Source organism: Halobacteriovorax sp. GB3, assembly GCF_028649655.1.
In the GTDB taxonomy this organism is placed as follows: Bacteria; Bdellovibrionota; Bacteriovoracia; order Bacteriovoracales; family Bacteriovoracaceae; genus BSW11-IV.
The window spans coordinates 39,550-62,275 of record NZ_JAQSLN010000004.1 but is presented as its reverse complement, the minus strand read 5'-3'; the positions used below and the strand labels follow the sequence as shown (position 1 = coordinate 62,275).

The 22,726-nt window shown below is 36.1% G+C and carries 16 protein-coding genes, 1 tRNA gene and 1 riboswitch; of the genes, 12 read left to right on the top strand and 5 right to left on the bottom strand.

Annotated features, from left to right (window positions below; translation table 11 throughout):
- The first annotated feature begins 149 nt into the window (after window positions 1-149).
- The 10 genes from HBN50_RS13805 (at window position 150) to HBN50_RS13760 (ending at window position 11,785) form a co-directional block, all read left to right on the top strand.
- The gene (locus HBN50_RS13805) at window positions 150-1,019 is read left to right on the top strand and encodes a hypothetical protein (RefSeq protein WP_273870957.1); all 870 of its coding nucleotides are present in this window, start codon (window positions 150-152) and stop codon (window positions 1,017-1,019) included.
- A 4-nt stretch (window positions 1,020-1,023) separates the two neighbouring features.
- Window positions 1,024-3,444, top strand: a complete 2,421-nt coding sequence (locus HBN50_RS13800; protein WP_273870953.1) for a hypothetical protein — start codon at window positions 1,024-1,026, stop codon at window positions 3,442-3,444.
- 97 nt (window positions 3,445-3,541) lie between these two features.
- Window positions 3,542-3,625 (top strand) — tRNA-Leu (locus tag HBN50_RS13795).
- 273 nt (window positions 3,626-3,898) lie between these two features.
- Complete coding sequence (locus HBN50_RS13790) at window positions 3,899-4,297, top strand: hypothetical protein (RefSeq protein WP_273870950.1); 399 nt, start codon at window positions 3,899-3,901, stop codon at window positions 4,295-4,297.
- Window positions 4,298-4,307: 10 nt separating this feature from the next.
- On the top strand, window positions 4,308-5,663 hold the full coding sequence (locus tag HBN50_RS13785; protein WP_273870949.1) for a S1 family peptidase: 1,356 nt from the start codon (window positions 4,308-4,310) through the stop codon (window positions 5,661-5,663).
- 121 nt (window positions 5,664-5,784) lie between these two features.
- A complete protein-coding gene (locus tag HBN50_RS13780) occupies window positions 5,785-6,168 on the top strand; it encodes a hypothetical protein (RefSeq protein ID WP_273870948.1) in 384 nt (127 codons plus the stop codon).
- A 90-nt stretch (window positions 6,169-6,258) separates the two neighbouring features.
- A riboswitch (cobalamin riboswitch) is annotated at window positions 6,259-6,438 on the top strand.
- A 430-nt stretch (window positions 6,439-6,868) separates the two neighbouring features.
- Window positions 6,869-7,261: an acyl-CoA thioesterase gene (locus HBN50_RS13775; protein WP_273870946.1), complete on the top strand. Its 393-nt coding sequence runs from the start codon at window positions 6,869-6,871 to the stop codon at window positions 7,259-7,261.
- Between the two features lie 82 nt (window positions 7,262-7,343).
- Window positions 7,344-8,504, top strand: a complete 1,161-nt coding sequence (locus HBN50_RS13770; RefSeq protein WP_273870945.1) for a hypothetical protein — start codon at window positions 7,344-7,346, stop codon at window positions 8,502-8,504.
- Window positions 8,505-8,708: 204 nt separating this feature from the next.
- Window positions 8,709-10,583 carry a DEAD/DEAH box helicase gene (locus HBN50_RS13765; RefSeq protein WP_273870944.1) on the top strand — a complete coding sequence of 625 codons (1,875 nt, stop codon included), beginning with the start codon at window positions 8,709-8,711 and terminating at the stop codon, window positions 10,581-10,583.
- Window positions 10,584-10,585: 2 nt separating this feature from the next.
- Window positions 10,586-11,785 carry an NAD(P)/FAD-dependent oxidoreductase gene (locus tag HBN50_RS13760; protein ID WP_273870943.1) on the top strand — a complete coding sequence of 400 codons (1,200 nt, stop codon included), beginning with the start codon at window positions 10,586-10,588 and terminating at the stop codon, window positions 11,783-11,785.
- Here the strand turns inward: HBN50_RS13760 and HBN50_RS13755 are convergent.
- The gene (locus HBN50_RS13755) at window positions 11,770-12,591 is read right to left on the bottom strand and encodes a hypothetical protein (RefSeq protein WP_273870942.1); all 822 of its coding nucleotides are present in this window, start codon (window positions 12,589-12,591) and stop codon (window positions 11,770-11,772) included. The genes HBN50_RS13760 and HBN50_RS13755 overlap by 16 nt on opposite strands.
- 138 nt (window positions 12,592-12,729) lie before the next feature.
- Here HBN50_RS13755 and HBN50_RS13750 point away from each other — a divergent pair, with 138 nt between their 5' ends.
- Window positions 12,730-13,797, top strand: a complete 1,068-nt coding sequence (locus HBN50_RS13750; RefSeq protein WP_273870940.1) for a UDP-N-acetylglucosamine--N-acetylmuramyl-(pentapeptide) pyrophosphoryl-undecaprenol N-acetylglucosamine transferase — start codon at window positions 12,730-12,732, stop codon at window positions 13,795-13,797.
- 34 nt (window positions 13,798-13,831) lie between these two features.
- Here the strand turns inward: HBN50_RS13750 and HBN50_RS13745 are convergent, their stop codons facing one another.
- A complete protein-coding gene (locus HBN50_RS13745) occupies window positions 13,832-14,518 on the bottom strand; it encodes a response regulator transcription factor (protein ID WP_273870939.1) in 687 nt (228 codons plus the stop codon).
- A gap of 314 nt (window positions 14,519-14,832) precedes the next feature.
- On the bottom strand, window positions 14,833-16,674 hold the full coding sequence (gene typA / locus HBN50_RS13740; protein WP_273870937.1) for a translational GTPase TypA: 1,842 nt from the start codon (window positions 16,672-16,674) through the stop codon (window positions 14,833-14,835).
- A 97-nt stretch (window positions 16,675-16,771) separates the two neighbouring features.
- On the opposite strand from typA, the gene HBN50_RS13735 reads away from it, so the two are divergent.
- Window positions 16,772-18,610, top strand: coding sequence for an ABC-F family ATP-binding cassette domain-containing protein (locus HBN50_RS13735; protein ID WP_273871519.1), 1,839 nt, complete (start codon window positions 16,772-16,774; stop codon window positions 18,608-18,610).
- Here the strand turns inward: HBN50_RS13735 and HBN50_RS13730 are convergent.
- Window positions 18,607-20,520 carry a C1 family peptidase gene (locus tag HBN50_RS13730; protein ID WP_273870935.1) on the bottom strand — a complete coding sequence of 638 codons (1,914 nt, stop codon included), beginning with the start codon at window positions 20,518-20,520 and terminating at the stop codon, window positions 18,607-18,609. The genes HBN50_RS13735 and HBN50_RS13730 overlap by 4 nt on opposite strands.
- Window positions 20,521-20,568: 48 nt before the next feature.
- Window positions 20,569-22,722 (bottom strand): dihydrolipoyl dehydrogenase, encoded by a 2,154-nt coding sequence (lpdA, locus tag HBN50_RS13725; protein ID WP_273870933.1) that lies wholly within the window; start codon window positions 22,720-22,722, stop codon window positions 20,569-20,571.
- Window positions 22,723-22,726: the final 4 nt, after the last annotated feature.

The following is a 22,726-nucleotide window of genomic DNA, read 5'->3' as shown; positions in this document are numbered from 1 at the left end:
AACCAACTAAAAGCCTCCGTTAAGGAGGCTTTTTTTATGCCTGAGTAAATCATTTTTATCATTAAATTCAATGGAGATGAGCCGAAAAGTTAAGGAGAACGTTCTAACTTTTTGAGGACTTTACATTGCAATTTGATTCAATAGACACTTTGAAAAATTTCAAAATTTCTCCGGCAGATGTTTTTTGGAAAAAAGCATCAGGAAAACGTGTCTGCGTTTTAAAAGCGGGAGATGTCTTAAACGAAAATCTACTCGGAAAGTTCTCTTCTTTATCTATTGAATCACTTGTTGAACAAAAGCTTGTTAACGAGCTTAGCGACCTTTTTCTTGAGCTGGATAAATGTCAATTTGAGCACGAGAGAATCGTGATCTATGATCAAATCATTTTTATTCTTCGTCCTATCTATTGGAGTGGAGAAGAGAGCGGGTCTGTAATGAGCCTCATTCATGCACTAACGATGACATTCTATACTGTTCCTAATGAAATTGAGCTGACGCTAAAAGAGTCATCTGTCGATATCTATAGACGTTGCTTTTTATATGCATCGCTTTTTACAGTTTATTCTTTCACTCTGGGCCATCTTTCTTTTGAATCATTGAAGAGAATTTTTAATTCTGTTTTTTATTTTGAGTATGAACTCTGTAAAGAAGGATTAAAGGCAAGTGATGTTGAAGTATTCAAGAATCCTTCTCTATTAACCCAAGAGCATAAAGAGATGCTTAAAGTTATCTTAGTGAGGACTTCGGAAAAATTTAGTGAGCCCCTAATTAAGATACATAGAGAAGATATTGCGGCAGAAAGTGGAGTGTTTGGTTTAAATGGAGATGAAATGACATCTCTTGAGAGGCTTTGTTGTTCACTTCATCAGAAACTTAAAATGGAGAATCTAAACTTCAAGTCTGATGATGGAAAATCTTATCTTCAGGGAATGTTAGGATATTTAAAATTAGATAAGAGAACATCTCAACTCATTACTGATTCGTTTATATTGGAAGAAGAAATGAAGGAGGGCGCTTAATTTAATGAATAATGAAATTAGAAATCATATTCATTTGCGTCTAAGAGGAGAGTGTTCTTCTAAGCTTCGTGATATTCTAGAAGCCGCTTCCTTTCATTTAGAGTCATCTCTTGAAGATGCCCATTTTATCATTACTGATTATTTCGAATCAGGGGATTCATTTCAAGTACCAACATTGCTATGTGGTGAAATAAATAATGAAGATGAATTTTACCGAAGTGGTGGTAAGGCCATCATTAAAAAAGACCTTCTCAATTCCAGTATAGGAGAAGTATTGATTAAGAGGTTTTTCGGACTTTCTTCAAGTCTATCTCTTGATAAACTTCAATTTGAGCAAGAGGTTGGACACTTTGTTTTAGAAAATCCTTTTTCTCTCGGTTATTATGAGGATATTCTTGTTTGCGAGGCTTCTAAAGCAGGTTTTGATGGACGTATCATTCGTGAATTCTTTCACTCACTTGGAGAGTTTTATTTCCTTCTATCTCTAGCTAAAAAAGCAAGTTTTCCGTTTGAAATAGATTTTATTAAAACAGATTCTCAATTTATAATTCAATCGAATATTAAATGCCATGATATTGGAACAGATGTCTTCTTTGATTTTAAAGAAACTTCGGATAGTTTTTCGCGTCTTTTAAAAGTCAGTGATGTTATTGATTGTTATGTTTTAGAAAACGCAGGGCGAGTGGCGATCACAAGTCTCTGGGATAAAGAATATAACTTAAAAGGCACAAGGCTTTACTCGAATATACCAAATTTTTCTAAAATATCTTATAGAAGAGATTATAACTCCAAACATGTAAAAAAGGTCGTTCGTACAGACCTTCCTGATGCAGAGACCACTTATACCCAACTAGAAGGTCTGGAACAAAAACTTGATTCGAGCCGATCTTTGTCAAAGACGGTATTAGAAAGAATCATTAAATTTGTAAGTGATAATATTTCTGACCCTGAAACTGTCGATGCTGAACTTGTAAAAGAGGTTTTAACAAACTATCCAGCAAGAGAGAGAGTTGAAAAATTAACAGCAAGTGAAATTGATGAAATCGTAGAGCTAGTAAAAAACTCTCGTGAAATCTCTCATGATGATGACAAAACTAAGATAAAAATTGATTCGGCAATTGATGATCTCATAAATGTTGTAAAAGGCCTCTCTCTTGATGAAGCGGAAGAGATTATTAAAGTAAGAGGTCAAAAAGAAGAAGCAGAATTTTCTCAACTTGTTAAAGGAGCTTTCGAGGAGCTTGACGAACAGACATATCGTGTTGCTGGAGACAAAGGAAAAGAAGAGTTTTGGAAGGTCAAAAAGTTAGAATTAGTAGAAAGAGTGAAATCTCTTGAAGATGATTTAAAAGGGAAATCGCTAAGCGAAGTTGAAGCCCAGCTTGGAAAAATTATTCAAGATATTTTTAAATCAGATGAAAATGAATCCCATGATTTAAGTAGAGATCTACTTAGTAAAACCTGCGATAAGATCAATGATAAAGAAAGTATTCCTCATGTCGTCTCCGATCTTGGGCAAGTTCACGACTCTCAGTTAAAGCATGACTTAGAAGTTAAAGATAAGCAGATTGAAAGACTACGCTCTCTCGTTGACAATATGCGGGCACGAATTGAGGCGCAAGCTGAAGCTCAAAAACTATCTAGCCAAGATATGAATGAACTATCCGAAGAACAGCAAATTTCAGTTCTAGAAGGAAAGATTATTCAACTCACGGCAGAGAGTAAAAAGAAAGACCACTATATAGAACAATTAAAGCAAAATATAACTGTTTTAAATGAAAATTTTGATGAAAAAAAGAAAGCTCTCGAAGCATCCCTTGCCGAGCAGAACTCTAAAATAACAGAGACTAAAAATAGTGAAGTCGAGCACAAAGAAAAGTTCGATGTCTTAAAGGCAACATTACAAGAATCAGAGAAAAAGAATGCTTCACTAAGTGAAGAGCTTATTGCAGTAAAAGAATCACAAGCTGACCTTGCTCTAACTGTTAAAAAATTGTCTGATGAAAATGAGGAACTTAAGAGTAAGGTGCAGACTGAGAAAGAAGATGAATCAAAGTCTAGTCTGAGTGATGAAGAGATTGAAAACCTAATCAAGCTAGAAGCGAGACATAAGGCCCTTGAGCTTAAATATAAGCAGATCGAGCAGAAGAATAAGTTCTTAGGTGGAAAAGTTAAAGAGTTAGAGAAGAAGGCCAAGATGAGTAAGTCTAGCTCAAATAAGAGTGCCGCAGCTCTTTCACCGCTGCAAATAAAACAACTTGAGATGAATGCTCAAAAGCACAAAGAAATGTACGATAAAATTAGTGGAGATATTCAGGTAAAGAAGAAAGAAAACCATAAGTTAAAGACTGAAGGTAATGCTATGAAGCTACGGATTCAGGAGCTTGAAAGAAAACTTGCTAAGTTTGAAAAAAATGCAGCTTGATCTATGAAAATATAGAAAAACTGAATTTTTCTCTTGCCAACTTTTGTCCCCTCATTTATAAATGTTCTCACGCTAAGCCAAACACATAAATATCTGTGCCCAGGTGGTGAAATTGGTAGACACGCTAGACTTAGGATCTAGTGCTTATGGCGTGGAGGTTCAAGTCCTCTCCTGGGCACCATCTTTTTTTAGATTATAACAAAGCTTCCGTAAGGGAGCTTTTTTTTTGTCCAAGATTGGGACTTGAACGTCTTTGAATTAGGAGGTTCAACCTTCGCTCCTGGGCACCATTTTATATTACTCAAATAATTTTCTTAGTACTTCTCTAGTTATTTTAATTTGTTAGTAAATTAACACCTCTGAAAATAATACAATTTTCGAACTCAAAATTTCATTTAATGGGAGCTTGTTAGGAATTGAAGAATTTAAGGATCAATTGATACTAGGAGTATAGATGAAAAAGATACTGTTGATGACATTAATTGGAGTAAGCTCATTTTCTTGTTTCGCAAAAAGCACTAAGTCTTTTGAATTTAGAGATGCAGGAGTTGTAAAATTTTCGGACTTGGAAAGAGAGTTGTCACCGAGTCTTAGTTACGCAGATGTAAAAATTCTTAATATTAGACACTCTTATCATATCTTTTACCAATTGGGGGCGTTAGTTGATGGCTCTTATCGTCCTTATGTCATAAGTCTTTTATTAAATGGTAGAGATAAGGTGACTTGTGCTTTATATGAAGTTACTGATAAGAAAAAAATGTTTATTTATAATTGTTCTAGTTCTACAGCTTCTGTGGATCCTAGTGGCTTTATAGAGTATCGAGACTTAGGTAAGACCTATAACTCTTATTAGTGAAAACTAGATGAATAGATTACTATACTTCGTATTATTTTTATATTCCTTTGGAATTAGTGCCAGAGCTGAACAGGTCTATCTTATTTCAGAGGGAGATAAAGAGTATCTTCTTACTGAAAAAAGTCCATTCAATATCAGTGGTGACGTTGATAACTTTGCATTTGGTGTTTGTTTTCAAAATGATTGTGAGAAAAGCTTTAATATGTCAGACGCTTTTAAAAAGAATATGGCATTAAGTAATGGGTTTCTTAATATACCAAAGGACCAAGAGCAATTATATGATTTTCCAGAGTATCTGATTTCGTCCCGCTCTCGAATAGAAAAAAATGAAGATGGATCAATGAGTATTAATATTTCTATCAATGCTGAAATTGATGGAAATATGATGTCAATGGGATCTAAACAAGTACAAGCGATGGCCTTTCCTCTTGAGATTGATTTTTCAAATACTGAAGAGTCTAGTTCAAAGAGAGTCTCATTTAGCGAAGTAAACACGAAGTATTCTTCTTATTATCGAAATGTCTTCCAAATGATGGGGGCTAAAATTGATAACGGACTCGGTGGGGTGTCGCAATCCCATGGAACAGGGTTTTTTATCGATAAAAGAGGATATGCCTTAACTAATTTACATGTTCTCAATGAGAATCCTCAATGTGTTAAGCGACGTTCATGCATAATCGAAATCAAGCAAAAAAATACTCAATCAAAATCTTATAATGTCGCTTTAAGAGTCCTTACTTGTAGTGAGAGAAATGACTTTTGCCTTATCAAAATAAATCCACCTGAGGATTTTATCTTTGATAGCTTTGAAATTGACTTAGATTCTATCTCTAGAAATTTGATGACACTTGGATTTCCTGGTGACAAGGAAAGAGATTTTAAAACTACGAATGATGAAGATATTAGCGAAATTGATTTAACATTCTCATTTGGGTCACCTGTTGGTTTTTCAGGTACGGCGATAACGAGCTCTCTTTTTATTTTTGGAGGGGCGTCTGGTAGTCCTATTATTGATCTGGAAACAGGAAAAGTTGTAGGGATAAATTCAAATGGTGCTGAGTCATTTGCGATGGGACAGGATGGCTTTCCTGGTATTTTTAGAAGTTTATCGCTCATTAATGAAAAGTTCAATATACTCGATTATCTATCAGGTGAGAAACAACGAAAAATTGAAGTACTCATCAAACAGTTAAAAGAAGTATCATCAAAAAATGAAGCTGAAATAGTCCTAGAAAAAATTGATAAGCATAAAAGTTTTTATGGAAGATCTAAGTTAGAAGTTCTTTCTTATAATCATAAGAATCCTAAAGTTAGGAAAGCGATTAATAAGTACTTAAGAAGGAGCGCTCTTTTAAATTGTTGAAAAAAAGTGACAGACTTGTAAGTAAAAAACTCTCAATATTGGCTGTAGGATTTTATTGTTTACAAGAATCGCTTAATATCAACAGCAACGCAACAACTATGCATATAAAATAGGAGAGACTATGATTAAAGCACTATTAGCAATTACATTATTAGTATCTATGACTTCTCACGCTGCACGCGTGACTAAAGCAACTTGTGACCAAGGAAAGATTCTATTTGATACTGAAACTGAAGATTATTCAATGTTAGAAGAAGATGGGTCTTATCTCATTATCCTCGGAGATGAAGGGAGAACAAAAGTTTATCAAGATGATAGCGAAGGTCTACATGTTAAAAATAGTGAAATCCTGGTAAGACCTCCAATTGATCCAGATGGAAATGTTCATTTACCTTGGGCAAAAAATACTGTTGAGATTCTTATTGATAAAGAAACAGGTGAAGGTGAAATTCTTTATTCTGAAGAAGGTTACGAGCGAAATACAGTCCTAACAAATTGTAAATAATTTAAAAAACAATTAGGCCTATCATCGTATAGGCCTTTCCTTTCTTATTCCCTTACACATTGACTGAATTACGTACTTAATTTTATGATGCCAATACGCTAGGTATGAAGTGAATCTATTGGTGATTCATGGAGTTTAAAAGGGAATCCTGTGTGAATCAGGAGCTGTCCCGCAGCGGTATGTGGAACGAAACCCATTAGACACTGAGAGATATCTTGGGAAGTCGGGGAGTAGGTTGGTTAAAAGGCTTTGTTTTTAGCTCGACGATGGTCGCCGCCTGTGCGGATCGAAACTGGGGTTTCGCTCCTCAGGGCGATAAATCGTGCCATCAAAAGGCTTTGTTTTAAGCTCGACGATGGTCGCCGCCTGTGCGGATCGAAACTGGGGTTTCGCTCCTTAGGGCGGTAAAGCGTGCCATCAAAAGGCTTTGTTTTAGCTCGACGATGGTCGCCGCCTGTGCGGATCGAAACTGGGGTTTCGCTCCTCAGGGCGGTAAAGCGTGCCATCAAAAGGCTTTGTTTTTAGCTCGACGATGGTCGCCGCCTGTGCGGATCGAAACTGTGGTTTCGCTCCTCAGGGCGGTAAAGCGGCCGTCAAAAAGCTTTGCTTTTTGGCCGCGCCGCAAGCCCGAAGACCTGCCTAGGTCGTGAAGAGTTTCTCTCGCGTATCTTTGAATTTCCTCGCGGAAAAGGAGACAATTATGTCATTTGAAAAACAGATTGAGCAATCACGCACAGTCATTACGAAGGCCGTATTTCCAAATACAACCAATCATTATGACACCCTCTATGGTGGACAGGCCCTTGATTGGATGGATGAAGTCGCTTTTATTACAGCAACTCGCTTTTCTCGCCAGAGAATGGTTACCGTTTCTTCTGATCAGGTGAGCTTCAAAAAGCCAATTCCTTCAGGAACAATTATTGAACTTGTTGGTAAAGTAACTCATGTTGGGACATCAAGCCTGAAAGTTAGCGTTGAGATGCATATGGAGAATATGTATGACACTGATAGAACGCTGGCCGTAAAGGGAGCTTTTAGCTTTGTTGCAATTGATGAGAATAAGAAGCCTGAAAAGCTCAAGATTAATCCATAAGACTTTTTTTAAAAACATGATTTAAGTCTGGGTTTTCATAAAAATTCCTTTTACAATATTTGTATTGCTAAAAAGGAGACTTATGAAAACTCAGATTCGCATGATAGCTTTGCTATTTGCATTTATTTCAATCAATACATCGGCCATGAATATGGGTGGTGATAAGGCCCAGACGAAAGTGGTTATGAATAGAGCTCTTAATTCATTCGTTAATCTCTTTCCTTATATTCACGATGGTTCAAAATTTTCTGATAAAAGTAATGAAGAGTATATTAATTCCCAATTAGATACGATTATTAAAGCTTTTAAGACGGCTAAGCATACGACAAGACTTGATGTTGTTGTCTTTAAACCATCACTCGAGACAATTCAGACACACTTAGCGGATACAAAAGATGCCTTTAATTCTAAGCATAAGATGTTTGCGAGGAATAGACTTCAGGCACTATCTGGCCTTTGTATGAGTTGTCATACACAGCTAAAGAAGCAGTCATCGAATCGCTTTAACTTATCATTACAAAAAATTAAAAGAGATTCTTTTGATAAGGATCTGGAGTATGCAGACTTTCTTTTTCTTTTAAGAGATTATACTTCGAGTGCACGTTACTTTGAGAAAGTTCTCACTAAATATGCACTTACTAAAAAAGATGTTTCTTCTGATGATTATAGAAAAGCACTTCAACGTTTGATTACGATCAACATGAAGATTTCTTATAAGCCAGAAAGAGCGCTACAATATTTAGAAAAATATGGAAAAGATAAAACACTTCCTCTTTTGCTAAGAGAAGACTTTATCGACTGGCGCGATCAAATAACAGCAATGTCTAAATCATATAAGAGTTGGGTCTTAACAAATGGTGAGGAGTTGAGAAACTTTGAAAAGAAAAACCTAGTTTCAATTGAAGAAGCAAGTTTAGGTGATGGTTCTAAAGATATGGTTCTCCTTGCTGCCTCAGGTGTTCTCACAAAATTTTTAAATCTTAGACCAAAGTCTCCTGAAGCCCCAAGAGCACTTTATTGGTTGGGAGTTGCTGAGAGAAGATTGAGTTTTAACTTCTTTTATTCTCTTGGAGAACTTTATTTGAAAGAGTGTGTAACTGAATTTAAGAAACATCCTTATGCAAAAAAATGTCTTGGTGAGTATGAGAATATGCTCCGCTTTGGCTATTCTGGATCGGGTGGGGAAGCTCTTCCTGACGATGAAAAGAAAGAACTTGAAAAGTTGAAAAGCCTTTTGAAATAAGCCCCGGGCCCCTCACAGTTGAGGGGCTTTTTTATTGATAAATTCTAAGTCACCTAAATTACAGTCCATAAATAAAAAATAGATTGTCTAAAAATTAACTATTTTTATAAATATTTCATTTTCTCTAGTAAAAAAGATTGATACAGCGTATTAAGTATGGGAAAGTACAAACTTTTTTTACTCTAATCTAGGATTTTATTCGTTATGGAAAATACGATCTCATTCGCTGACTTTCCTTTAAAGGAAACATTATTAACTGCAATTGAAGATCGTGGTTTTGAAAACCCAACAGAAATTCAGCAAGCAGCAGTGCCGCTTCTAGCTGAAAACGACGTCGACTTTGTTGGACAAGCCCAGACAGGAACTGGGAAAACCGCGGCCTTCTCTCTACCATTACTCAATAAGATTGACGGAGAAAACAAGAACATTCAGGCCTTGGTACTTAGTCCAACACGTGAACTTGCAAATCAAATTTGCGAGGAGATGCGTAAATTCTCTATTCACGAGAGAGTTCGCGTTATGTCTGTATACGGTGGAACGAGTATTGATAACCAAGTTAGAAACTTGAAAAAACTTAAGCCTCAAGTTGTTATTGGAACTCCTGGTCGTGTACTCGACCTTCTTAAAAGAGGTATTCTAAAACTTGACAGTGCTAAAATTGGTGTCCTTGATGAAGCAGATGAAATGCTTGATATGGGATTCATCGATGATGTTAAAGAAATTCTTTCTCATCTTCCTGAGAAGAAAAATACGTGGATGTTCTCTGCAACTATGCCACCTGCTATTCTTGATCTTATTAAGAACTACCTTAATGAGCCAGAAGTAATCAAGATTAAAAAGAAAACTCTTAGTAATGAGAATATTACTCAAAAGTACTATGCTGTTCGTCCTCGTTATATGAACGAAGCCGTTTGCCGTGTACTAGATTCTCTTGAAGACTACTACGGAATTATTTTTACAAGAACAAAACTTGATGCAAAAAACCTAACTGATGAACTTAATGATCGTGGTTTCCCAACAGATTCTCTTCACGGAGACATGGACCAGAGACACCGTGATATTACGATGAAAAGGTTTAAGCAAAAAACTGTAAAGCTTCTTGTTTGTACTGACGTTGCTGCTCGTGGGATTGATGTAGATCATCTTACTCACGTTATCAACTACGGTCTTCCACAAGATCTTGAATCATATGTTCACCGTATTGGTCGTACAGGTCGTGCAGGTCAAAAAGGTATTGCAATCAGTATTGTAGAGCCATCTGAAATGTATAAGCTGAGACAAGTTGAGCGTATGACGAAAGCTCAAATCCTTAGTGAGAAACTTCCAAGCATTGAACTTTTAAAAGATGCGATGGTTAGAAGATCGATTTCTAAATTTGAAGATGTTATAACAGCTGTAGAAGGTAATAAAGACGATATGGATGCTTCTTTTGATGTATTCAAAGATGAGTTTGAAGACCTCGATGCAGATAAGCTTCTTAAAGTTATGTATACATATATCTTTAAAGATAGTATGGAAAAACTTGATGAGACACCTGTTCTCGATGCTCAAATGAGAGAGAGAGGACCAAAAGGAAACAAGAAGGGTGGAGCTTTTGAGTCTAACCACATTCGTTTCTTTGTAAATGTTGGACGTGAAGATGGTCTAACAATCAAGGGTCTTGTTAATAATATTTCTGAAGTAACTAATATCGAAGCAAGAAAAATTAAAAACGTTTCTCTGAAGGATCGTTTCTCATTTATTGAAGTACCTAATCATTACGAAGATAAAGTAATGGCCGTTAGAGATCTGATGATTAACGATAGAAACGTTAAATTTGAAGTTTCTAATGAAGCTGGAAGAGGTGGAAGTCGTGGCGGTGGTAGCCGTAGCGGTGGACGTAATTTCAGAGGACGTCGTGATGGTGGTAGAGACGGCGGACGTGGTGAAAGTCGTGGTGGAAGTCGTGGCGGAAGTCGTGGTGGTAACCGCGGTGGAGGTTACGGAAACAGAGAAGGTAGAGGAAATAGCCGTTTTGGTGGAAATAGATCAAGCGGAAACTCTAACGGAAATAGAAAAAGTAGTTACGACCACAATTAATTATGTATGATGTTATCGTTTTAGGAGCAGGTGCTTCTGGACTCATGAGTGCTTATTTATGTGGGACAATGAAGAAAAAAGTCCTGCTTCTAGAACATAACAAACAGATAGGGCGTAAAATCCTTATCTCGGGTGGAGGTAAGTGTAATTTCACTAACCTCCACACAAAACCGAAAAATTTTGTAAGTGAAAACCCTCATTTTGCAAAATCCTCATTGGCACGATATTCCCCTTGGGATTTCATCGATCTTATCTATCAACACAATATCGATTACTACGAAAAAAAACTTGGACAGCTTTTTTGTAGCGGCTCGGCCCGAGAGGTCATCGCTATGTTACAAAAAGAATGTAATAAAACTCAAAATGTAGAGATCTTGTTAAAAACAAAAGTTCTAGAAGTCGCTAAAAATGATGAGAATTTTAGAGTTCAAACAGATAAGCAAGTTTTTGAAGCGAAAAAAGTTATTGTTGCAACCGGAGGACTTTCAATTCCAACGATAGGAGCAACAGATATTGGTTATAAGATAGCCAAGAGCTTTGGTCATCGAATCATTGAAACTCGTCCAGGGCTTGTTCCTTTTACTTTATCCGACGAGATACTTGAAGGACATTCTGAACTCTCTGGAATCTCAATGGAGACTGTTTGTGAAACTAATGGTGCTCGTTTTGAGGAGAGTGTTCTCTTTACGCACAAAGGTCTTAGTGGTCCAGCTATTTTACAAGTGTCACTTCATTGGAAACCAAAAGATATCGTTACAATTAACTTCTTACCTAAGGTTCACTTATTTGAAGAACTGATAAATTTGAAGAAAAAGGGATCGAGATTAACGGTTCCAAATTTACTAAAGCGCCACCTGCCAGATCGTTTTGTAAAGAAATGGTGTTCTCTTTATATGAAAGACGAGAAGACATTCATTGCAGGTCTGTCAGGGAAAGATATTGAGTCTATTTCTCTGGCCGTCAATCAATGGACGTTCTCGCCTAAAGGAACTGAAGGTTATCGTAAGGCCGAGGTAACTAGAGGTGGAGTTTCAACTGATGATGTTTCATCTAAAACTTTAGAAAGTAAGAAAGTCGAAGGGCTTTATTTTGTTGGTGAAGTTCTCGATGTTACGGGATGGCTTGGAGGATTTAACTTCCAGTGGGCGTGGGCATCGGCCCACGCAGCAGCACAAGATATCGCAGACTATTCAAGAGAATAATAAACATGAGGTCTTTGAACCTTCAATTTTTCACTCTCTTTACTCTTAAGGGCTTCGAAGACTTTATTTGTTATGTTAAAAAATGAAGCTTTTGCCTTAGTAATTGTTAAGTGAATTTTATTACTTCCTTCCAGGTATTCTACTTTTCCATAGACCTTAACTTTTGCCGTAATGGAAGCTTTAACTTTTAATGTTAGAGTATAATTATGTTTGTTAATTGAGAGACTTAACTCTGAAATTGAAGTATCACTTGATTTTTCTAACTCTAGAGCTTCAATAAGGACATCTCTAAAGAGACTTTTCTCTTGTGTCGAAAGATCAATTTTTGAGATATTAATTGTCGCATCAGTTAGGCAGTTTGTAAGATAATAATCTACATCTCTAAGATTTGTTGGTTTTGTGATGAGTTTACAATGAGCACCTACATTATTTAAGAACACATCCTTTGTCTCACTTACTGCACGGAAAGTGGAGAGATTACCCTTTATTTCTGAACTAGTATTCTCCAGATTTAATCCTTTGATCTTTGTACTTGCAAGAATGCTTAGTAGTCCATTTTCATCATTAATAACCACTTGCTCGTCTTCTAAGTTAAAAATGACTTCAGTTCCATTGTATTGTGTTTCAAAAACCATAGGACGGTTATATTGATAATCGTAGAAATTGAATGCGCTGAATGAGCCTTCTCCGATCCCTCTTTCATAGCTCATACTTAAATTGTTAATTGAGATTTTATCGCTTTTTGGGGCAGCACTAACTTTTACAGAAATTAAAAAAGCCAGTATCATGAGAAATGATAGTCTCATTTTGTACTCCTAGATTAGAATTTTTCTTAATCTACTGAACGACATGTGGTGGGCTTTGATGAGTTAAATGACTTCCTCGTTTTTAAGAGGCATAATTTGCTTTAAAAAAATAAAAATTAAAAAAGTTAAGGAATATAGATGAAAACGATTATTTTTACTGGTGGCGGAAGTGGGGGGCATGTAATCCCGGCCTTAACAATCATTCAAAAATTAAAGGAATCAAAGAAAAATTATCAAATTGTTTACTTTGGTTCTTACAAGGGGATTGAGTCGACAATTGTTCCAGAGCAAGTTGATCGCTATATTGGAATTTCAACTGGAAAGATTCGTAGATACTTATCTTTTGAAAATGTTAAAGACATTTTTAAAATAGGTTTAGGGCTAATACAGAGTTTTATTAAACTTCTCAGTTACTCGTCTAAGGACACCGTGATCTTTTCAACGGGGGGATTTGTTTCTGTTCCAGTTGTCATTGCTGGAAAAATAACGGGAAAGAAAGTCTACGTTCATGAGCAAACGACAAGAATGGGACTTGCTAATAAAGTGAGTTCTTATTTTGCTAATAAGGTTTTCGTCTCTTTCGAAGAATCTTTGAAATTTATAAAAGGAAATGCTTTTTATTCAGGATATCCTGTTCGTTCAGAATGCTTTGATCATCAGCTGAGAGTGAAGACTTTCAAACACATTGATTTATCTACTATTGATAAACCACTTTTTTTCATTACAGGTGGAGGAAATGGTTCACTACTTATTAATGAAAGAATCAAAGAAGTTTTAGATGAGTTAAAAGAGCAATACGTTGTTATTCATCAAGTTGGAAAAAACTTTTTAAAGGAATATGAGAGTTTCAATGATGAGTCTTATTTAGCCTTGGATTTTGTCCAAGAAGGGATGATTGATCTCTTTAAAAAAGCTGAAGTGATTCTCTCAAGAGCAGGGGCTGGAACAGTATGTGAGCTTATGGCCCTAAAGAAGAAGAGTATTTTTATTCCTCTAAAGATCGCTCAAAAAAATGAACAATACCATAATGCGATGGCCGCAAAAGAGCTTTGTGGTTCTGTTGTTTGTACTGAAGATGAACTTCAAAATAAAAGCTTAACGGCTCTTATAGAGGAACTTAAAGTGTCTCAAGATAAAGGTTACGGAAGTGGTGTAAAAGATGGTCTTGAATATTTGAAGAATGAAATTGAAGCAGTTTTAGAATAAGTTAGAGGCCCTCTATTTAGAGGGCCTTGGTATATTAAACCCTAAGGATGTAACCTCTGGATTTAATTGTCTTTATATATTGTGAGAACGGACGAAGCTTCTTTCTCAAGTTAGAAAGGTGAGTATCAATATTTTGGTTTTGAACATGCACATTTGGCCAAACCAAGTTCGTAATATACTCTCTTGAGAAAATCTTATTAGGATTTCTTGCTAATAAGTGAATAATCTTAAATTCAATTGGTGTTAGTTGGATTTTCTTTTCTCCAATCTCGGCCATTTGAATTTCTGTGTGTAGTGAAAATTCCGGATACTTAATAACATTAGTATCTTTCTTTTTACCTTTCTTATTTGCAATCTTATTTCTTATACGTGCAACGAGTTCCTTAAGAGAAACAGGCTTAACGATAAAGTCCTCAGCACCTAAGTTTAGTCCTTCAACTACGGCTTCTTCAGATGGATCACCTGTAAGAAAAATTACTGGAAGACCTGGATGAGTGTCTTTAAACTTTGCGTACAATTCAAAACCATTCACATTTGGCATATGAAGATCAAGAATAACTAAATCTGTTTTAGCGCTATTAAGAAATCCTAAAAGCTCTAGTGGATTTTGAATTAATTCTAGTTCAAATTCTCCATCCAATAATTCTTTGTAACTTAGTAGGTTGTTATAAACATCATCTACAATTGTTACGTGAAGTGAATCTTCTTTCGTGGCGTGCATACGTACCTCGTTCTTTAGTTTTCGACTCTAAGTACTGTATTTTTAATCTTATCACACGTTGAAGTCAATTCTTTTCATTTAATTTTTTAGAGTAAGATTTCTTGATGAAAAAAGGCTGATTTAACTAGTTCAATATATAAGAATTAAGAATGAATCTTCACATTTAGAAAGGTTATATATTTATAATATTTTAGATGGAATAAAGTTCTTTATTTTGGATTGATTCTGTCTTTTGCCTATTTTTTGTTTCAATTAAGCCTGTCTTTTGTAAAAAAAGCAAAAAAAAAGCCCCGCAAATTGCGAGGCCTTTTCTATTAATTTTCTTTTTTCTTTTCACGTCTAATAACAGAACGCTTGTTTTGCTCGAGAACTTTCTTTCTAATTCTGATGTTCTCAGGCGTTACTTCAACCCATTCATCATTATCGATCCAGTCTAGTGCCCACTCAAGTGTTTTTGGTGGAACAGGAGGAAGGATGATGTTGTCATCTTTACCAGCCGTTCTAACACTTGTTAGGTGTTTCTCTCTAACACAGTTAACGTTGGCATCGTTTGATCTATTGTGCTCTCCGATAACCATACCTTCGTAACACTCATCACCTGGTTCAACAAAGAATTTACCGTTGTTAAGTAAGTTGAAAAGAGCGTAAGGAGTAATTTTTCCTCCACGGTCAGCAATGATCGCTCCGTTTTGACGAGCAAGCATATCACCAGCGTGCGGACGGTATCCAAGAAACTCAGAAGACATAAGACCTTCTCCACGAGTATCTGTTAGGAATGTAGAGCGGTAACCAATAAGGCCACGAGAAGGAACTTCAAATTCCATTCTTGTTCTATCTTCACCAAGAGGCATCATTGTTTGCATGATCCCTTTTCTAATCGCTAGTTTTTCTGTAATAGCACCTGTTGAATCATTTGGAACATCTAGAACAACTCTTTCGTATGGTTCTGTCTTTCTTCCATCTTCTTCTTTAAAAAGAACTTCTGGTCTAGAAACCATAAGCTCGTATCCACTTCTTCTTAGTTCTTCGAAAACGATAGCAAGTTGAAGTTCTCCACGACCTTTTAGCTTGTAAACTTTCGGATCATCTGTTCCTTCATACTGAAGGGCAACGTTAAGCTTACATGCTTCTTGAAGAAACTCTTCTAGCTTTCTTGAAGTAAGGTATTCACCTTCTCTTCCTGAAAGAGGAGAAGTTGAAACAGAAACGTTAACAGCAACTGTCGGTGGCTCAACTGTAATTCTTGGAAGAGCTTCGTTGCTTCCAGAAGCAATCGTGTCACCAATTTTTGAGTCATTGTATCCGGCAACGATAACGATTTCACCTGCTACAGCTCTATCTACGTCTTTCATTCCAAGACCATCGTATACTTGAACGTTTGTTACTTTGAAGTTTTTGTTTTTCCCATTTTCATCAAGACAAGTAACTTGTTGATGCTTTTCAACATAACCTCTTTGAATACGACCAACAACTAGCTGACCAAGGTATTTTGAGTAAGCAAGGTTTGTAACAAGAAGTTGAAGATCATCACCTTCAGTGATTTTTGGCTCGTGAAAAAAGTCACTAACCATGAAATCTAGAATTGGAAGCATGTCTTCTCTTTTTTCTGCTGGATCAAGAGTTGCCCATCCTTCTTTTGCAGAAGCATAGAGCATTGGGATATCGAGATCGAAATCTTCAATGTTAAGAATTGAAGCTAGGTCTAGAAGTAGGTCTTCAATTTCACCTTTAACTTCTTCGATTCTCTCATCTGGTCTGTCGATCTTGTTGATGACAACACCAATTTTAATATTTCTTTCCATTGCTTTTTGAAGAACAAAACGCGTTTGTGGAAGTGGCCCTTCTGAAGCGTCAACTAGAAGAAGAACACCATCAACCATCATAAGAGATCTCTCAACTTCACCACCAAAGTCGGCGTGGCCTGGAGTATCGAGTAGGTTGATTTTGACATCTTTCCATTGGATGGCACAGTTCTTGGCCGTAATTGTGATACCTCTTTCTTTTTCGATATCACCAGAGTCCATAACTCTTTCTGAGATTTCCGCTCTGTCGTCAAAAGTGTTTGATTGTTTTAAAAGCTCGTCCACGAGTGTCGTTTTTCCGTGGTCAACGTGCGCAACTACGGCAATGTTCTTTAGGTGCAAAGAAGATGTCATAAAGTAATTTCCTTTAAGGGGGATTGGTCAATTTTTCTCAATTAGTGTAGTCTGACTTGGAAGATTTGTAACCTTATTTTAGGAGTTTTTGAAGAAAATGATCCAAGTAAATGGGCTTTCCAAGCATTACGGTTCTCAAGTTGTCTTTGACGACGTCTCTTTCAACCTATCACCTCGTGAAAGGATAGGATTAGTAGGGCGAAATGGAGCCGGAAAGTCGACTCTTTTTAGGATTTTGTTAGGACAGGAAGCACCAGATTCTGGAGAAGTGAAGATTCCAAAGGGTTACAAGTTAGGAGCTCTCGAGCAGCATATAAATTTCCAACAGAAGACAGTTTTGGATGAATGCTGTCTTTCACTCAGTGAAGAGGAAAAATATAATACATATAAGGCCGAGAAGATTCTCTTTGGTCTAGGGTTTTCACAAGAAGATCTAGAAAAAGATCCGAAGTCTTTTTCCGGTGGTTACCAAGTTAGAATTAATTTGTGTAAGGCACTTCTAACTGAACCGAATCTTTTACTTCTTGATGAGCCAACCAACTACTTAGATATTGTTTCCTTGCGATGGCTTAAAAACTTTCTTAATAACTTTCCCGGTGAAGTTATTATTATTACCCACGACCGTGACTTTATGGATGGTGTCGTCACTCATGTTATGGGGATTAGTCGTAACACTCTTCGTAAGATTAAAGGTGATACTGCAAAGTACTATGAGCAAATTGTCATGGAAGAAGAAATTCATGAGCAAACGCGACTAAATCAAGAGAGAAAGAAGCAAGAGCTGATGAAGTTTGTCGATAAGTTTAGGGCCAAGGCCTCGAAGGCCGCTCAAGCTCAATCGAGATTAAAACAAATTGAAAAAATGGATACCATCGATGCGCTTGCTGTTGAAAAAAGTTTAGACTTTTCTTTTCATTACAAAGATACGCCTGCGAAAATTTTGATGGAAGTTGAAGACCTCTCATTTTCATATTCTAGAAATAAAGACGAACTTCTCTTTAGAGATTTAAATTTCCACGTTGGAAAAAATGATCGAATAGGGATTATAGGAAAAAATGGAAAAGGGAAGTCGACATTATTAAATGTATTAAATAATGAGTTAGAAGCTTTTAGTGGCTCTATTCAAAAGCATCAAGCTACAATCGTAGGGCATTTTGGACAAACTAATATTAAGAGATTGCATGATGATAATACGATTGTTTCTGAAGTTCAGGAGGTCAATCCTGATCTTTCTTCAACACAGGTTCGTAATATTTGTGGAACGATGATGTTTGAAGGAGATCTCGCAGATAAGAAAGTAAGAGTTTTATCTGGGGGAGAGAAGAGTCGTGTCATGCTTGGAAAAATTCTTGCTGGACCGGCTAATTTACTCTTTCTAGATGAGCCAACAAACCACCTTGATATGGAATCAATTGCGGCGCTTGGCGAATCTATTGTCGATTTTGAGGGTGCTGTTTTAATTGTAACCCACAGTGAAGCTCTTCTTAGAAAGATCTGTAATAAACTTGTTATTTTTCATGAGGGAACCGCCGAGTATTTTGATGGGACCTATGATGAATTTCTAGAAAAAATTGGATGGGAATCAGAAGAAGTTAGTGAATCTCCAAAAAAATCAAAGAAGTCTAAGAAAGAAATTCAAAAGCTCAGGCAAGAGATTATTCAAGAGAAATCTAAATCTCTTGGGCCAATGAATGCAAAGGTAGAAGAATTAGAAAATAACATTACTGTTTTAGAGAACTTTCTTGAGTTAAAAAATAAAGAAATGCTAATAGCTTCAACTGAAGGAAATGGCACTAAAATTAATGAACTTGGGCTAGAAATCGCTAAAATTAATGAAAAGGTCGAAGCTCTTTTCTTTGAGTTGGAAGAATTAAGTGAAGAGCTTGAAGCTAAAAATAATATATATGAGAAACGTCTCATTGAACTTGAAAACTAATCCTCATTAGCAGCTGAATCAGAAAAGTTTCTATGAAAGATAACTCTTTTAGCAAAGCGAAGAAAATATTCTCGGTCTAAATAGTAATATCCTTTTAGGCCATTCTTTTCGCCCCATGAGTTTAGTAGCTTCAGTGAAGCAATCTCTCCATTTTTATCGAGCTCATAGCCGACAATTACTTGCTGATGAGACATGTTGTTTGTTTTATAATTCGTTGAAGAGTCGGTGCTAAATCTATAAGGACCGCGAACGAGCTCCTTTTCTTCAAAATCATTAACATAACTTGAACCTCTTTCAAACGTCTTATGATCGAGAAGAATTGGTTCCCCATTATCGATTGCCTTTTTAATACTTTTTAAAGCTTCAATTTTTTGTTTATTATCTGTTCTAAGAAAATCAATCTTATGTTTAAAAAAACTGCCAATATTAGAAATCGTTTGTAGAGGACTTTTAATATCTTTCTTATAGTTTTTTAATCTCGGATTAACAAATCGCTTACTATGGAAGAAGTTAACGAGAGTTTCAAATCGTTCTTTAAAGAAGCTTTCAGGCGTATAGGTTGTTCCTTCGAATTCAAATTCAGAAGGTGGCTCCTGATTTCTTCCAAAGATTGTTTCCCTAATAATGTCCATGTATCTTTGTTCTAATTCGTCTCTTTCTACTTTAGTTCTTAATTTGGTCTTTTCTCTTTGAAGTCTTTTGCGTAAGCTAAGAAGTTTTTCTTTAACTTCTTCTTTGTTTTCCTTTTTGTATTTCGGGTCAGGAGTCCAGACCGATTCTGGAATCAGACCATATTTAGAAAGGAAACGATAGTCTTCATAATGGCCACCTTCTCTGATCTTATCGTGATAACCCATTACATAAAATCTTGCTTCTTCATATAAGTGCATGTGGTATGTGTAATCAGCGCTCAGTTCTATCTCTTTATTAAATTCTTTCTTGTAGAGAAACTCTAGGTAAGATGTACTACTAAAAGTCCAGCATGATCCCCATTTACATTGGTCCTTAACTGGCTGGGCAACTAATTCTTTATCAAAGAAATCGATATCATTAATGCTCTTATGTAAAAGAAAGACAGGTAGTGCCTCTTGAATAGCACTTGATACGTTGTAATCTGTAGCTACTTTTAGGCCTTTAAGTTCTTTTTTAATTCTTTTAAGATCCTTTTTTTCAAGACCTAATCTTTTTGCAAAGGGTGACTTTAGTAATTGAGTGTAAGTGAAGTCATTCATTTGTGAGGTGTTATTCATTCTCTTTATAGCAACTCGAAATTCGTAGGGAGATTGAATCTTACCTAGAAAAGAGAAGTAGTAGTCATTAGAGCTAATGTGAAAAGCATTGGCGACTCTGGAGGTCATCTTCTTTGCATTTTCTCTCTTAACAGTATTGTATGAATCTAAGAGAAGAACCCTTGTTGTGTCTTTGACATTTTGATTATCTGTTGATTCCGTAACACGATCGACTATTGTTTTTCTCGTAAAAGTATCGACATCTTCTAAGTGTAAAATAGCTCCTAAAAAATCTGGAAAGTAATTTTTCTTATTCACATCATTAAATTCAACGAAAATTTTTGAAAGAAAAAGAGCTAGCTTATCATCTCGGCTATCACTTGGAGAAAACTCTAAAGTCGAAATATATTCTTCGCTAAGACCTACTCTCTGTAGAAAAGGTGAACTAATGGCCTCTTTGAGAAGTGGTGTTAAATTTTCTTCACTTCCATACATTCCAATAGCAAGGTCGCTAAAATTCTCAGAACTTTCTAGTGAAACCCTTTTATCTTTTGCTTTTACGAGAGTTTTATAGAGGTGAAAACATGAAAGAAGTGAACTTGGTTTCCGTTCAGTTCTTACCTCATTGAGTGCACATGAAGTTAATGTAAATAATACTGCGATAATAAAGGTCTTATTCATACCTATCTTATCGGATTTAAAAGGAAAATCTTAAGTTCTAAGTTGTCTTTAACCTCTATTCCACGAATGAAATTTCTCTACTAATTTCAACAAGATATCCGGCTTCCTTGCTCGTTTCCATTCTCCTGCAGCGTATTTGTTGGCCTCACTCATTGTTGGATAGGGGTGGATGGTGCCAAGTATTTTATTGAGACCAAACCCATTTTTCATCGCACTAATAAATTCAATAATTAATTCGCTGGCATTTTGTCCAACAATTGTTGCTCCTAGAATTTTGTCACTTCCAGGTTTCGTTAAAACTTTAACAAAGCCGTAATCTTCGCTGTCGGCAATGGCTCGATCGAGATCATCAATATTGTAGCGAGTAATCTCATAAGGGATATTTCTAAGTTTCGCTTCTTGTTCATTTAAACCAACTGTTGCCACTTCTGGATCAGTGTAAGTTGCCCAAGGAATGACAGAGTAGTCGGCCTTAAATTTTCTAAACTTACCAAAGAGTCCATTAACTGCGCAGTACCAAGCTTGGTGAGCTGCTGTATGGGTGAGTTGATAGGGACCTGCTACATCTCCGCATGCAAAAATATTGGGGTAATTTGTTTGAAGATATTCATTTGTATTAATCGTGCCATTTGGATTGAGCTCTATTCCAATATCTTCAAGGCCAAAATTTGAAGTATTGGCCTTTCTTCCAATTGAGAGAAGACAAATATCAAATTCGAGTTGAACTTTTTCATTTTCACTTTCACATACTAAAGAATAGTGACGATCATTTTTTATGAATTCAGTGGCCCTAAAACCTGTATAAAATTTGATCCCTTCTTTTTCTAATTTCAACTGAACTGCTTTAGAAACATCGGGATCTTCTTTAATCATTACCCTGTCGGCCATTTCAACAACAGTAACGTTGCTACCAATTCTGGCAAAGCTTTGTGCCATTTCTAGACCAATAGGCCCTGCTCCAAGAATTAAAAACTCTTTTGGTAATTCTTGAAGATCCCAAAGTGTATCACTTGTGACGATACATTTATCATTCAAGGCGCTTTCAATTCCAGGAAGGCTTGGGATAAATGGTTTTGCACCCGTTGCAATCGTTATATTTCTAGTTGTAAGACGCTTCCCATTTACTTCAACTTCAAATGGAGAAATAATTTTTGCACTCCCTTGAATACAATCTACTCCTAGAGAAGTGTATCGTTCAATTGAATCATGAGGTTCGACCTTCTTAATGACTTCTTTAATTCTTGTCATAACTTTTTTAAAATCGACTTTAAAATCAATTGATTCAATTGCATATTCGTGCGAATTTTTGGCCATATAGGCTACTTTTGCTGTTTTAATTAGTGCCTTTGAGGGAACGCACCCAGTGTTAAGACAGTCTCCACCCATTTGATGTTTTTCAATAAGTGCAACTTTCGCTTTGACTGTGGCCCCTATATAACTTGTAACGAGTCCACCCGCTCCTGCGCCAATTGAAATCATATTGTAGTCATAGGAACGAGGTCTTTTCCATTTCTTATAGACTTTCATCGCTTTTAAATATTCAACGACTCTCTTTGTAATAAGTGGAATGAGACCAAGAAGAGAAAAGGCGATGATAAGCTTAGGGGAGAGTATCCCTGAAAGCGAGTCTATCTTAGCTAATTCAACACCAGCATTCACATAGACGATTGTCCCAAGAAGCATTCCTAGTTGTGAGACGAAAAAGAACTTAACTGTCGAAAGGGGAGTTAGTCCCATCACAAGATTAATGAGAAAAAATGGAAAAATTGGAAGTAATCTCAAGGTAAAGAGATAGAAAGCTCCTTCTTTTTCGATTCCTTCATTAATTTGTTTTAATTTTTCTTGAAAACGATTTTGAACGAAATCTTTAAGAAGAAATCGTGAAGCTAAGAAGGCGAGAGTTGCTCCAATAGTACTTGCAAACGAGACGATTATAGTACCTTTAAAGAGTCCAAAAATACCACCACCAGCAAGTGTTAGAATAGTTGCTCCAGGTATTGAAAGTGCCGTTGTTGCGATATAAATGATCATATATGAGAGAATCGTTGCGATCGTATTTTCTTCATAGAACTTTAGAAAATGGGCCTGATTCTCTTTAATAAAACTAAGAGTGAAGTAGGACTCAATATTAAAATATTTAACAAGAGCAATGATGATTGCAATAATTAATATAAGTCCAATTTTTGAAAAGTACTTTTTCATATTT

What these genes read in the sequence shown, in the direction of transcription:
- HBN50_RS13790 (WP_273870950.1), top strand. Translation starts at nt 3,899, where the DNA reads ATGAAAAAGATACTGTTGATGACATTAATTGGAGTAAGCTCATTTTCT.
- typA (WP_273870937.1), bottom strand. Translation starts at nt 16,674, where the DNA reads ATGACATCTTCTTTGCACCTAAAGAACATTGCCGTAGTTGCGCACGTT.
- HBN50_RS13765 (WP_273870944.1), top strand. Translation starts at nt 8,709, where the DNA reads ATGGAAAATACGATCTCATTCGCTGACTTTCCTTTAAAGGAAACATTA.
- HBN50_RS13785 (WP_273870949.1), top strand. Translation starts at nt 4,308, where the DNA reads ATGAATAGATTACTATACTTCGTATTATTTTTATATTCCTTTGGAATT.
- HBN50_RS13775 (WP_273870946.1), top strand. Translation starts at nt 6,869, where the DNA reads ATGTCATTTGAAAAACAGATTGAGCAATCACGCACAGTCATTACGAAG.
- HBN50_RS13780 (WP_273870948.1), top strand. Translation starts at nt 5,785, where the DNA reads ATGATTAAAGCACTATTAGCAATTACATTATTAGTATCTATGACTTCT.
- HBN50_RS13745 (WP_273870939.1), bottom strand. Translation starts at nt 14,518, where the DNA reads ATGCACGCCACGAAAGAAGATTCACTTCACGTAACAATTGTAGATGAT.
- HBN50_RS13750 (WP_273870940.1), top strand. Translation starts at nt 12,730, where the DNA reads ATGAAAACGATTATTTTTACTGGTGGCGGAAGTGGGGGGCATGTAATC.
- HBN50_RS13735 (WP_273871519.1), top strand. Translation starts at nt 16,772, where the DNA reads ATGATCCAAGTAAATGGGCTTTCCAAGCATTACGGTTCTCAAGTTGTC.
- HBN50_RS13760 (WP_273870943.1), top strand. Translation starts at nt 10,586, where the DNA reads ATGTATGATGTTATCGTTTTAGGAGCAGGTGCTTCTGGACTCATGAGT.
- HBN50_RS13755 (WP_273870942.1), bottom strand. Translation starts at nt 12,591, where the DNA reads ATGAGACTATCATTTCTCATGATACTGGCTTTTTTAATTTCTGTAAAA.
- lpdA (WP_273870933.1), bottom strand. Translation starts at nt 22,722, where the DNA reads ATGAAAAAGTACTTTTCAAAAATTGGACTTATATTAATTATTGCAATC.
- HBN50_RS13800 (WP_273870953.1), top strand. Translation starts at nt 1,024, where the DNA reads ATGAATAATGAAATTAGAAATCATATTCATTTGCGTCTAAGAGGAGAG.
- HBN50_RS13770 (WP_273870945.1), top strand. Translation starts at nt 7,344, where the DNA reads ATGAAAACTCAGATTCGCATGATAGCTTTGCTATTTGCATTTATTTCA.
- HBN50_RS13730 (WP_273870935.1), bottom strand. Translation starts at nt 20,520, where the DNA reads ATGAATAAGACCTTTATTATCGCAGTATTATTTACATTAACTTCATGT.